The sequence below is a fragment of the Cyclobacterium roseum genome, assembly GCF_010119225.1.
GTDB classification, from domain to species: Bacteria; Bacteroidota; Bacteroidia; order Cytophagales; family Cyclobacteriaceae; genus Cyclobacterium; species Cyclobacterium roseum.
The window spans coordinates 1-13423 of sequence record NZ_WNKF01000021.1 but is presented as its reverse complement, the minus strand read 5'-3'; the positions used below and the strand labels follow the sequence as shown (position 1 = coordinate 13423).

The 13423-nt window shown below is 44.7% G+C and carries 9 protein-coding genes; 3 read left to right on the top strand and 6 right to left on the bottom strand.

Features of this window, described 5'->3' with window-relative positions; genetic code table 11:
* Window positions 1-4 precede the first annotated feature (4 nt).
* Entirely contained in the window at window positions 5-1021 is a 1017-nt protein-coding gene (locus GJQ68_RS20640; RefSeq protein ID WP_162419167.1) for an alkaline phosphatase D family protein, read from the top strand.
* Between the two features lie 129 nt (window positions 1022-1150).
* Here the strand turns inward: GJQ68_RS20640 and GJQ68_RS20635 are convergent, their stop codons facing one another.
* The 4 genes from GJQ68_RS20635 to GJQ68_RS20620 all read right to left on the bottom strand — a co-directional run bounded on the left by GJQ68_RS20635 (window position 1151) and on the right by GJQ68_RS20620 (window position 7947).
* Window positions 1151-2665 (bottom strand): RagB/SusD family nutrient uptake outer membrane protein, encoded by a 1515-nt coding sequence (locus GJQ68_RS20635; RefSeq protein ID WP_162419166.1) that lies wholly within the window; start codon window positions 2663-2665, stop codon window positions 1151-1153.
* A 25-nt stretch (window positions 2666-2690) separates the two neighbouring features.
* Window positions 2691-6002, bottom strand: coding sequence for a SusC/RagA family TonB-linked outer membrane protein (locus GJQ68_RS20630; protein ID WP_162419165.1), 3312 nt, complete (start codon window positions 6000-6002; stop codon window positions 2691-2693).
* Window positions 6003-6135: 133 nt separating this feature from the next.
* On the bottom strand, window positions 6136-7194 hold the full coding sequence (locus tag GJQ68_RS20625; RefSeq protein ID WP_162419164.1) for a FecR family protein: 1059 nt from the start codon (window positions 7192-7194) through the stop codon (window positions 6136-6138).
* A gap of 135 nt (window positions 7195-7329) precedes the next feature.
* Window positions 7330-7947, bottom strand: coding sequence for an RNA polymerase sigma factor (locus GJQ68_RS20620; protein WP_162419163.1), 618 nt, complete (start codon window positions 7945-7947; stop codon window positions 7330-7332).
* A 183-nt stretch (window positions 7948-8130) separates the two neighbouring features.
* Here GJQ68_RS20620 and GJQ68_RS20615 point away from each other — a divergent pair, with 183 nt between their 5' ends.
* Complete coding sequence (locus tag GJQ68_RS20615) at window positions 8131-8883, top strand: acyl-CoA desaturase (protein WP_162419162.1); 753 nt, start codon at window positions 8131-8133, stop codon at window positions 8881-8883.
* Between the two features lie 191 nt (window positions 8884-9074).
* On the top strand, window positions 9075-9440 hold the full coding sequence (locus GJQ68_RS20610; protein ID WP_162419161.1) for a BlaI/MecI/CopY family transcriptional regulator: 366 nt from the start codon (window positions 9075-9077) through the stop codon (window positions 9438-9440).
* 88 nt (window positions 9441-9528) lie between these two features.
* Here the strand turns inward: GJQ68_RS20610 and GJQ68_RS20605 are convergent, their stop codons facing one another.
* Both GJQ68_RS20605 and GJQ68_RS20600 read right to left on the bottom strand, forming a co-directional pair.
* A complete protein-coding gene (locus GJQ68_RS20605; RefSeq protein ID WP_162419160.1) occupies window positions 9529-10926 on the bottom strand; it encodes a UDP-glucose 6-dehydrogenase in 1398 nt (465 codons plus the stop codon).
* Window positions 10927-11519: 593 nt separating this feature from the next.
* Window positions 11520-13423: malectin domain-containing carbohydrate-binding protein (locus tag GJQ68_RS20600; protein WP_162419159.1), on the bottom strand; the 1904-nt coding region annotated here is incomplete at its 5' end.

Sequence of the window (13423 nt, the reverse complement as noted above, 5' to 3'; positions counted from 1 at the left end):
CTCTATGAAATGCATTTCATTCGAGCACCTTTCTATGTTAATGCTGAGTTTGCTCATCGCTTCCTGTTCGAGCCCATCCGCGAAAACCGCTGGAGAAAACGAAACGTTCACACTGGCCTTTGGTAGCTGCAACCGGCAGCAACTGGACCAGCCTTTATGGAAACCAATTTTAAATGATAATCCGGATGTCTGGGCCTGGCTAGGTGATAATATCTATGCAGATACGCCAGACATGCAGGAAATGGCCGCCGATTACACCATGCAATTTAACCAGCCTGATTATCAGAAATTAAGAAAATCAACTCAAGTGGTGGGTATTTGGGATGATCATGATTATGGGATCAATGATGGAGGAAAATTTTTTAGCCAAAAAGATTCCAGCCAGCAGTTATTACTGGATTTTTTAGAAGTGCCTGCCTCCAGCCCCCGAAGAGCCCGGAAAGGTGCATATTCGGTCCATACTTTTGGTGCGGAAGAGCAGCAAGTGAAGCTTTTTCTACTCGATACCCGGTATCATCGAGACACGATAACCAGGGAAAACGGACACTATATTCCTAATCAGGAGGGAACCGTTCTGGGAGAAGCTCAGTGGAAATGGCTGGAAAATGAATTGGAAAATAATGAAGCCGCGATAAACCTAATTGCTTCAAGTATACAGGTCATTCCGGAAGAACATCGATTTGAAAAATGGGCGAATTTCCCGAAAGAAAGAAAAAAATTGCTGGACCTGATCCGTAACACCGCTCCGAAGAATACGGTCCTGCTAAGCGGAGATCGACACATTTCGGAAATATCCCGAATGTCTTTGGGAAATGGAGATTCGCTATATGAGATTACCAGCAGCGGCCTGACCCATGCTTATACCGGCTATTCAGGGGAGCCAAATCGGTATCGGATAGGAAAGGTCATACACCAACTTCATTATGGCCTATTACAGATCAATTGGCAGGACCAACTAATGAATTTTCAAATCAAAGGAGCAGGTGGGGTTCCTTTATTGGAACAAGAAATAGCATTTTAATCCGAGAAGAACCAGGAGTAGATTAAAAGAATAAGCTAAAAAATCAGGCAGGTCAGGTGACCATTTTGATATATAAAAGGCGGTGAGAAGCTCCCACCGCCTTTCAGTTTTTCCGTTATTAATCCAGGATCAATACCCCGGATTTTGTGGTCCCAGATTAGGGTTTACATCCAACTCAATCCTCGGCAATGGCATCAGATAGTCTCTGGCAGGATCAAAATTAGGGTGTGGCTCCAGGCTTTCACTTCCTGTAAACACCTGCGTTCCGAGCTCTCTCCTTTTGATATCGTACCATCTTTTGTACTCAAAGGAAAGTTCCAGTCTCCGCTCATTGAGTACCAAGTCAATAAAGCTTGCCTCATCCAGGCCTGCCTGGACATCTTCCGGGAAGGTATTTTGTACCCCGCCCGCATTTCTAGCCCGCTCCCGGATGGCATTGACATAGCCAATTGCCTCTGCTGTAGGGCCGTTATTAACTTCGGTCGCCGCTTCCGCAGCGATGAGTAGCACTTCTGCGTACCGCATGGCCGCATAATTATGGTCAGAATACCTTCCATCGGAATTGCTATTCCCTGGGTACATTCTGTATTTGGCGATGTGCGGCCTTTGTGTGTTGGCGAATTCCGAAAAAGGTTCCAACACCTCGTCTATCAAGGCCTCAGACTGAAAGCTAACTTCTTTACGATAATCCCTATCATCCCAGGTATTGTATACAGCCATCGAAGGAACTAAAACGCTCCAACCAAGCTGGTCCGCCCCCCGAATACCTGTCATTGGTGGCATGAGATCGTCATTGGCACCGCCGCCACCATTTTGCTGTCCCAAGAAGTCCAGCGCAAAGATGTGTTCCTCCAGGTTATCGGCCATTTCGGCCCGGAATAGGTTTTGATAATCTGCCTCCAGTGCGTAGCCAAACCTTTCCTTGTTGTCAATTACCCATTTGGCTTCTTCATAAGCCGCCGGATAATCTTCAAGTGTGAGGTGAACGGAAGCAAGGTACGAAGCTGCCGTACCCTTGGTAGGCCTAGACCGTACATTGTTTGGTTGGTTATCGGGTAACCATTGTTTGGCATATTCCAAGTCAGCCACAATACCCTGATATACTTCTGATGCGCTGGTCTTGGAAATATCCTTAACCGCTTCCGGATCATTGATAAAATAATCGATGTAAGGAATGTCGCCAAATACCCGAACCAAATGAAAATAACTAAAAGCCCGTACAAATCTGGCCTCCGCCACCAATCTGTTTCTCACTTCTTCTTCTAATTCCAGGCCTTCGGTTCCCGAAATACCTGCATTTGCCGCACTTATCACCTGGTACCAATACGGCCAGAAAGACCTGACCATCCCGTTATTATCATCCATATTGAAATCATTCACTTGCTGCCGCTCGGCAGGAGTGCCTCTATCTCCAATATCTACCATATCACCCCGAAGCATCAGGGCGGATACAAACTGCCTTCCGTACAATCTTTCGGAAGCCATCCAGCCATAAGCTCCGAAGATGGCTGTTTCCACATCTTGGGCAGAATTAAACAAACTTTCAGGTGCTAACAATCCTACCGGTCTTTCTTCCAGATCCGTACATCCGGCAAACCAACAGGCTGTGGCCAAAACCAAAGTTTTATATATTTTCGTTTTCATGGTTATTTCAATTTAGTTGGCTAATTTAAAATCCTACGTTTAATCCCACGGTATAATTTTTTGCGTTGGGATAACTTCCGTAATCCAGCCCCATATTTCGGTTACCATCGGTGGCACCGCCAGAGCGGTAATTCACCTCGGGATCATATCCTTCGTATTCGGTAAATGTCAAGACGTTTTGCGCACTGACATAAACCCTCAGCCTGGAAAGATTCAACCTGTCTACTATTCGTTGAGGGAAATTATATCCCAAGGAAAGGTTTTTCAAACGGGTAAAGGTGCCGTCATAAATCCAACGGGTAGATACCCTTCTTGTCCTTCCGTTAAAAGCCTTAGGGATATCTGTTTGTGTATTTGAAGGTGTCCATCGGTTCAATGCCGCCGTGGTGGCGTTATTGATACCTGACATTAAATCCAACTCCATAAGGGTATAACTCAGGATATCGTTTCCGAAAGAACCCTGAAAGAATATATTGAGGTCAAAATTCTTGTATCGGAAATCGTTATTCCAGCCCCAGAAGAAATCAGGATGTGGGTTGCCAATAATTTCCCTGTCATCACTGTTTAAGGTCCCATCTCCATTCAAGTCCCGGAACCTTTCTCCACCAGGAGTCTGCTCAAAACCGCCCCCCGGAAGGAAATCTTCGCCTTCCTGGTACACTCCATCATAGACCCATCCGAAGAAACTTCCTACGGGGTATCCTTCTTTCAGCAATTGCGTGGTGCCAAGGCCTACCATGTGTCCGGGTCCGGACCCGTATTGGATTTCGTTTCCTTCGGGCAATGACAAGACCGTATTTCGGTTTCTGGAGAAATTGACATCCATATCCCATTGAAAAGCCCCTACCAGATTCCGGGAACCAACGGTTAACTCTATCCCCTTATTCTCCACTTCACCTATATTTCTGAGTTGGTTGGTATACCCTGAATACTGGGGCAATTGAACGGCAAACAACAAATCTGAAGTGACCATACGGTAATATTCAGCCGATAAAGTCACCCGATCATCCCAAAAACCTATATCCGTTCCCAGGTTAAATTGAGCGGTAGTTTCCCAGGTAAGGTTATCGTTGGCTACTGTTGTTGGGCGAACGGCATTCACAGCAGCCCCGTCGATTACGGTGAATACGGGCGAAAATCTAGCCAGTGTTTGGTAAGGGGATATGGCTTGATTTCCGGTAATACCGTAGCTTACCCTCCACTTCCAGAAGCTAATCAGATCTGAAGTTTCGAGAAAGCGTTCGTTTTTCATATTCCAGGCGAAGGCACCAGAAGGGAAAAAGGCCCACTTGTTATTTCTGGAAAAAGAAGAAGACCCATCGTAACGCGCATTAAAAGTCAGCAGGTATTTGTCTCCCATCGAATAGTTCAATCGACCGTAGAAAGAAGAGATTCTCCAGTCAGAAAGTCCGGAACTAGGCCTTTGCCAGACCGCAGCAGAACCCAGGTTCCGGTATGAAAATGCATCCGTAATAAACGAAGTGCCCCTGGCTCCCCAATTTTCATTTTCTGAAGATTGGTAAGAGTACCCCGCCATGGCCGAAAAGGTTTGGTCTCCTGCAAAATTTTTGGTGTATGTCAGGTAGTTTTCATTTAGTAGCAAGGTATTTCTGGAAGCATTTATCCGGGCATCGCCTCCTACATTTCTACCTTCAGTAACAGTAGTCGGAGAATACAGGCCGGTACGACTGGTATTGGCCGTAGCACCGAAGGTAGTTCTAAACTTCAAATCCTCCAACAAGTCATACTCGGCAAAGAAATTTCCCTGAAACCGATCGTTTACATTTTCATTGATCAGTTGGGTGGCTACTGCATAGGGATTGTCATGCGGGTCGTTCAGTCGGGCTACCGTGAACGTTCCGTCCTCCCGGTAAATCGGCTGGTCTGGTTCAAACTTAAAAGCCGAGGCCACCACACCCGGAGTAAGACCTCCGGAACCTTCCTGCGTTCTCACCCCGTCACTACTGCTCCGGCGAGCAAATAAATTCAAACCGAATTTAAGTTTCTCCGAAGCCTGAATGTCCAGGTTACTGGTAATGCTAAACCGATTGAAATCCGAATTGATGATCACCCCTTTTTGATCAAAATAGGCACCGGAAACATAATAATTTACATTGTCCGTCCCTCCGCTGATCGACAGTTGGTAGTTTTGTATGCCTCCTGTCCGAAATATCTGATCTTGCCAATCTGTATCGCCCCCCGCAGGCTCAATATTCGGCCTGGCATCCGAAATGTAGTCGTTGAATTGTTCTGCATTCAACAAATCCAATCGGTTGATTTCGTTTTGCATGGAATACGAGGTATTGAACTCAACCCTCGCAGCTCCGCTTTTACCTCTTTTAGTAGTCACCATGATAACCCCATTGGCACCTCTGGAACCATAGATGGCGGTGGCCGAAGCATCTTTTAGCACCTCAATGGAAGCAATATCTTCCGGAGGGGGCATGGCTGCCCCAATGAAACCATCCACCACAAAAATCGGATCACTGCTGGCATTGATGGAAGTACCTCCTCTGATTCTAACTTTCAAACTGGACCCGGGAGCACCATTATTGGCTTGAATCTGAACCCCCGCAGCGCGGCCCTGAAGGGCTTGCACCGCATCAATGGCTGGATAAGCTGTCAATTGCTCGGCTTTTACCGAAGAAACAGCCCCCGTCAGATCACTCCGCTTTTGAGTTCCATATCCAATTACCACTACTTCTTCCAGGGATGATTCATCCATGGTCAAGGAAATGTCGATAACGGTCTGGTTTCCTACCGTAACTTCCTGTGAATCGTAACCGATGTAGGAGAATACCAACACCGAACCATCGGGTACCGTCAGGGAGTAACTTCCATCCAAGTCGGTAACCGTACCGGTAGAAGTACCCTTGACAGATACCGTGGCTCCGGGTAAGGGCTCTCCCTGATCGTCTCTGACCACACCACTCACGGTCTGATCTACCACGGTCACGCTTTCCGTTTCATCCGGGCTTACTTTCCTGACATCTATCTGATCGTTGACCTGCCGGAAACTCAGAGAAGTTTGCTGCGCAACTTCCCGAAGCATGGTCTCCACGCTGGCATTGTCGGACCCTAATTCAACCCGCACCGTCGGGTCGATATCGTTACGATCATAGGAGAATGAATAGGATGTACTGGTCTCAATTTGTCTGAAAAATTGACCCAGAGACATTTCCTGCCGGTTCAGGGTAACCCAAACCTTGTCTATCGTTTCATATTGGGCGTTAACATTACCTGCCAATACCAGGTTGAGAAACACCAACTGCAAGGTGAACCCATAAAGAAAATACCTTGACAACATGTAGATTGTCTTTTGTAAGTTAAATTTCATACTTTTAAGAGGTTTATTGATACATTCATTAAGCCTGGTTCGGTGATGGTGCATTCCCCAATGACTTTCCATGCCGAACCATTTTTTTTGAGCCGTAGCTCCATTTTTAATCCTTTGGGTTTATTTCATATTTTTAAAATTTTAAGTGAACATTTTTTCCTTTAATACGGTAATCAAACGATTCTATGTAAGCCATTCGGTTTAGCACCAGGTCCAGATTTTGATTGGTGTATCGGCCACTTAATCGCCAGGAATTATCCGGACGGCCTGAAAACGTGATCTGTACCCCATACCAGCGCTCCAGGCTATTGATTACCTCCTCAAAACCTGCGTTTGAAAATTGCAATACTCCATCTTTCCAGCCCAGTATTTTATCAACCGAAAAGGAACCCACCTCCATGCTTTGATTGGAATTTCTGTAACGAAGTTGCTCTCCGGGATTTAGTAAAACGGTTTCCCTTGTGCTGGTATGATTGATTTTTACTTTACCGCTGACCAAGGAAATTTCCAGCTTGTCCTCCACTATGTCATTAATAGCAAAGGAGGTGCCTAAGGCCTCGGTGACTATTTTTCCCGTTTCCACACGAAATGGCCGATGGCGATCAGGTATCACTTCAAAAAAGCCCTCTCCGCGGAGAATGACCCTCCGTTCCAAAGAGTCAAATTTTTCCGGAAATTCCAGTTCACTACCCGAATTCAACCAGACTGAAGATCCATCAGGAAGTTTAATATTCAATTTTTCCCCGAATTGAGTAACTTTGGTAACAAGTTCCGGTACCGGAATCACCTCTTCTTCCTGAGCGGACGGTGAAATGGTCATTTTATTAAAAAAAACCGTAGAAAATAACGTCAGGAATAAGATGGCGGCTACTTTAGTCCATTGATCAAGGGCAAACCAGAAAAAGGTTTTGGTGCGATCAATAGATTTCTCTGAAAATTGCTGATCCGATATCGTTTCACTCACTAAAATAGTTTGCAGAACCCTACTTTTGGCATCAGCATCTGGTCTAAAAGATGGTTGCCGCAAACCTGCCACCATTTCCCTCGCCCTTTTTACCGCTCCTAGACTTTCAGGATGAGCCAGCATCCAGTTTTTCCAATAGGTCTCTAGCTCTGGACTCGGCTTCTTTACCCAGCGGACAAATTCCGGATTGGTTAATAAAAATAAGAAAATATCATCTTGCTTCTGCATGTGCTATAGGCTTACATCCCTATAAGGCAGCACGACATCAAATGACATGGGAATTTGTGAAAAAAAGTTTCTTTTTCCAGACCTTACCTTAGTAGATTAAAATTTAGCGCGTACGGGAAACCCTTATTACTTGGATTATTTCAGCTCACCTTTACTGGCTTTCTTAAGCGACGAAATCGCTTGATATACCAGGTTTCTCGCCGATTTTACATGAGAAAGCCCCATCAAATCACTAATCTGCAAGTAGCTTAATCCTTCAAAATAAAAATAGTACAAGGCTTCCTTTTTTCTGCCGGAAAGTTGTTTCAAAGAAGCGTTGAGCAACGAGGCTTGTTCCTCATGAATTTGCCGGTCAATCAGTGTTTTCTCGTGCGAATAGGTAATCAGAAATTGATCGGGATAGGTAAACTCCGTGGTATTTCTGTCTTTTTTCATCTCCCGAATCAACTTCCGCTTTAGGCATTTCATCAGATAGAAATGAATGGAATTGGTGTCTCCCAACCCTGCTCGCTTTTGCCTGATTTGAATAAAAACATCCTGGATACAGTCCTCTGTTAATGCTGGCTTGCCGGAAAGTTGATTGCCATATTGAAACAATTTTTCAAAATAGCGATCGTAAATAATAATAAAAGCCGACTCACTTCCCTTTCTAAACTGATCCCACAGTTCTGTTTCATTCTCTTTCACACCTGGTGAGAGGGCGGACTGATCCGGAGCTACCGGAACGGAATGTATTATTTTGGGTTTGTGCATTATGAACCTAAATGTAACCCAATTATGTTAGAAATAAAAGAATAGGTAAATGGCCGATAGAAAAGAGGGTTTTCTCCTTTCGTTTAGATGAATTTTATCACCTTTCGTAAAAAATATTCCAAGCGATGAAATAGTAACGAAATTTGGGATTAATTTTACGCTTCTCATTAAATTTTAAAAACAGTGATCTTAATAATTTTATTCTTACTTCATTGGTATTTCTCCCTGTTTTGTCAGAGTTTTTTCCTGCACCGTTATGCGGCTCATCAGATGTTTATCATGAGTAAATTCTGGGAAAAGTTTTTCTACCTATTTACCTGGGTTGCGCAAGGAAGTTCGTACCTATCTCCGCGAGCTTATGCCATTTTACACCGGATGCACCATGCTTATAGCGATACTCCCAAAGACCCACATAGCCCACATCACACTGAAAATTTGTTTACCATGATGTGGAAAACTAAGAAAATCTACAACGAACATTTTACCTTCAAAGTACAGGCAGAGGACAGGTTTTCAAAAGATGTCCCTGATTGGAATCGTTTTGATCGCTTCGCTGACACCATGATTATACGCATCGGTTGGGTATTGGTGTATGTCCTTATTTATGTGTTGAGCATTAGCGTATTTGAATTGGCGGGAACCCATTGGTGGATGTACTTTCTACTCCCTATTCATTTCATGATGGGCCCGGTACACGGTGCCATCGTCAACTGGAGCGGTCATAAATATGGTTATGCGAATTTTGACAATAACGACCATTCTAAAAATTCCTTGTTTCTGGATTTTTTGATGCTGGGAGAACTATTCCAAAACAACCATCACCGGTTACCTATGAGGGTAAATTTTGCTGTGAAATGGTTTGAATTCGACCCTACCTACCCCATCGTAAAATTATTGCACGCTACCGGGATTATTAAATTGAAACAGGCGCGTTAGGCTCAATGTAACAGCTTTTGACGCGTGCCGTTCCTTTTTTCTGAGAGGCCAGTTATTTTTGGCCAGTGTATTTCATTTTTAGTAGTATTTTTTGAATAATTCCTTTTATCACATATTTTTTTTAAAAAAGCTTTGCAATTAAAAAACTAAATGGTTAAGTTCATGCAAAATCACCTACTTTATTAAAAATTATGAGAGAATTAACAAGAGCAGAAGAGCAGATCATGCAGATTCTATGGGACATTGAGAAAGGATTTGTCAAAGATGTCCTGGAAAAAATGAAAGCACCAAAACCGGCGTATAACACGGTATCCACCATAATACGCATACTGGAACGGAAGGGTTTTGTCAAGCACCGGGCGTATGGAAAATCACACGAGTATTATCCCATCGTTTCGAAAGATGAATACCGGAGCTTCACTATAAAAAACCTGCTTTCAGGTTACTTTAGTGGTTCATTTGCTAAGTTGGCTTCTTTTTTCGCAAAAGATGAACAGCTTGATGTCAAAGCCTTAGAAAAGATTATGAATGAGGTAAAAGACGATGTAAAGAAGTAACCGGTATTTCCATTAACTAAAAATAAAAAAGGGTGACGAAGCATGCACCCTTTTTTTTATTACTGATATACCAACAAGATTCCATTTTTCAATCAGCCGTCCCGATGGCATGAACCTGAAATCCAATCGATTTTAATGCTTCTTTATCCAATAAATTCCTGCCATCAAACACGTGCGCTGGTTTCAGCATACTATCATATATTCGTTGCCAGTCATAGGATTTAAATTCATCCCACTCGGTCAGTATGGCTACGGCATGAGCTCCTTCACAAATTTTATAGGGATCGGAACCCACTGAAAGGTTCGCCCGGTTTTCTTCTGGGGATCTTGATCCTAAATAGTCCAGATCGGTATATATTTGTTCCTTTTTTACTTTTGGATCATATATTTCGATGGCCGATTGTTCGTTCAAAAGGTGGTCTGCCACATATATCGCAGCTGATTCCCGGGTATCGTTGGTGTCCTTTTTAAAAGCCCATCCCAAAAAAGCGATCTTTTTCCCACTCACCGTGTTGTACAAGCTGTTAATAATTTTCTTGGCAAACCTTCTTTTCTGGTGGTCATTCATGATGATCACTTGCTCCCAGTAATCCGCCACTTCCTGTAAACCGTAGGTTCTGGAAATATATACCAGGTTCAAGATGTCCTTTTGAAAACAAGAACCCCCAAAACCAACAGAAGACTTTAAAAATTTTGGTCCAATCCGTGAGTCAGTTCCTATCGCCCTGGCCACTTCATTGATATCCGCTTCGGTATGTTCGCACAATTCGGATAGGGAGTTGATGGAAGAAACCCGCTGCGCTAAAAAAGCATTGGCAGTCAGTTTAGAAAGCTCCGAGGACCAAACGTTTGTCGTCAGTATTTTTTCATTCGGAACCCAATGAGCATAAACATCCACCAGTGCCTGTATGGCCACTAACCCTTCTTCTGTCTGATCTCCGCCGATCAATACCCGATCTGGTTTCATCAAATCGTCAACAGCCGTGCCCTCTGCCAAAAACTCAGGATTAGATAGAATCTGAAAACTCAATCCATTTCCCGTATGAGTCAAAATATCTTTGAGTGTGCTGGCGGTTCGGACCGGTAAAGTGGACTTTTCTACTACAATTTTATCTCCTTTTGCCACCCGAGCAATCTGGCGAGCACATAATTCGATCCATTTCAGGTCCGCTGCCTGCCCTTTACCCTCTCCGTAGGTCTTGGTAGGGGTGTTCACGGAAATAAAAATCATTTCAGCCTCGTCAATAGCCTTGTCCACATCATTCGAAAAAAACAAATTTCTTCCCCTTGCCTCGGCCACAACGGCAGGTAGACCCGGTTCATACACGGGGATATTCTCCACATTTTGATCGTTCCAGGCAGCAATTCGCGCCTCGTTGATATCCACTACGGTAACCTTAATATTGGGACATTTTTTAGCGATTACGGCCATGGTAGGACCTCCTACGTATCCTGCCCCAATACAACAAATGTTTTGTATTTTCATTATCTATGGTTTAAAAACTACACGAGCATGCTGCTACTATAAAATTGATTATCTTCTCCCTGAATAAAAATTAATTCTGAGTTTCAGAAAGAAAAATTTCTTTCAGAATTCAAAAATAAAGCATTCCCTGAATTATCAAAAATAAAGCACTCATTTTCATCAAAGAAAGCTCCGCAATTAGCTTCAGGGCCTCAATTTACAATCAATTAAATCCTGTTTAATAATTGTTCTTTACCGATCCCAACCCGTTCCCTGCCGAAAAGTCGGAGTAACCTGATCTGAACAGCGTTTAAGAAAATATCGCTTGTTTTCCCAATTGATCGGGACATCCTACCTGGTGTGGTTAGCGTCATACCCGTCTGGCTCAAGTTCGATTACCTATCTAGAAATGCAGCGTCGTTACCCATAAATTGGCTAATCCGAGAAATTAGGATTTCTTGCCTTATTTCAAATTACAATTCCAGCTACAACCTGGGAATAAATGCCGGCAAGCGATGAACCGGGTGACGCATTGATAACAGACCACTGGATAATTCGAATCAAAAAAGGGAGCCCGAAATCGGACTCCCTTTCATTAACTCCTTACTCACCTTTTAGCGGACTACAATTAGTCGCTGCATGTCCCGGTGACCCGAATGGGTGATGGTACTCACAAAGTACACCCCTGCAGGCAGGTCATTTACGGAGATTTCGTAGGACTTGCTCAATGAGCTATCACCTGGCACGAAGGTATTTACCAACCTACCTCTCAGATCAAATATTCTGACTTCGGCGATCTGCTCCGTCTCATGATCCAAGCTAAGTTTCAGGAAGGTAGATGCCGGATTCGGATACATTTCTATCGTTACCGGACTAGCTGTTGATGAATCAACTTCCAAGTTTGCAACGTCTTCAAAAACCGTAATCTGTAGCGTTTCGGTATAAAGTGGTACACCGTATTTACTGATTCGAGCCTTGACTTCGTATACCCCAGGTTCGGTATAAATCGAAACCGGATTCTTTTCCTTCGAAGCATTACCATTTCCAAAATCCCAGTAGTAACCCAATTCCGGATCAGCAGTTCCTAGTAAATCTCCTGAGAATTTCACCATCAATGGTCCCGTTCCCTCCATGGGACTGGCTACCAGCATGGGCGCACTTTCCTCAGTGGTACGCAACCCAAGGTCAGTGGCGATGGATCCACCGCTTACACTGATTACCTCGAACGCTGATAGTTTTGGCTGATTTACTCCGGATAAGGAGGACAAGTCCATGTTTAACTCCCCGTCACTCACCGTTACTTCAACGCTTTGCGTCAGGACGGTCTGTGTTCCTACTTCTGCATTGATATCCAAGCCATCCAGTACTTGCTCGCCCTCAAGGCTTACATCAAATACCCGCTTGCCTGTGCCACCGGCACCGCCAGCGTTTGCCCCCCAGTAGATCTCCGCAAAGTGGAGAATCACCTGGTAGGTTCCGTTCGCAACAGGTACTGCATAATCAAACACTTGCGCTGGTGAACTTCGCTCCGTCTGATAAAGAGCCGGTACCGTCGCACTGCTATTGGTGTAGCTTTGTCCGCCGATAAAGTAATTATCCGCTTCGAAGGCCTTACCATCGTGGCTCAGCGCCGGACCACCGGCATTGATCCGCAGCTCGAAAGGATCATCCGGTATCACTACCGCTTCTTCCACAGCGATCTGAATGCTGGCATTATCCGTTACGCCCTGGGCATCTGTCACCGTCAAGGTCACTTCGTAATCCCCTGCTTCTGTGAAGGTATATGCCGGATTCGCTTCCGTGGAAGTAGCTCCCGTACCGAATTCCCAGAAGTAGCTCACCGCACCTTCCGCATCGCTGCTGTTCTCTCCAGTGAAGTTAACCGTCAGCGGAGCAGTTCCCGAAGTTTTATCCGCAGATGCTTCGGCTACAGGTGGCTCATTAATTCCGAGGATTTCAAAAGCTGATAGCTTCGGCTGGTCCACTCCCGGTAACGAGGTGAAATTCATGCTCAACTCACCATCAGTCACCGTCACTTCAAAGCTTCGCGTCAGTACGGTCTGTGTTCCTACTTCCGCATTGATATCCAAGCCATCCAGTACTTGTTCGCCCTCAAGGCTCACATCAAATACCCGCTTGCCAATTCCGTCAGCACCGCCTCCGTTAGCTCCCCAGAAAATCTCAGCAAAGTGGAGAATTACCTGGAATGTACCATTTGGCACGGGCACCGCATAGTCAAAGACTTTAGGTGTCGAGCTCCTTTCAGTCTGGTAAAGTGACGGTACCGTCGCACTGCTATTGGTGTAGCTTTTTCCACCGATAAAGTAATTATCCGCTTCAAAGGCCTTACCATCGTGACTCAGCGCCGGGCCACCGGCATTGATGCGTAGCTCGAAGGAAGGATCTACTGGTATTACTACCGCTTCCTCCACGGCTATCTGAATGCTGGCATTATCCGTTACGCCCTGGGCATCCGTCACCGTCAAGGTCACTTCGTAATCCCCTGCTTCTGTGAAGG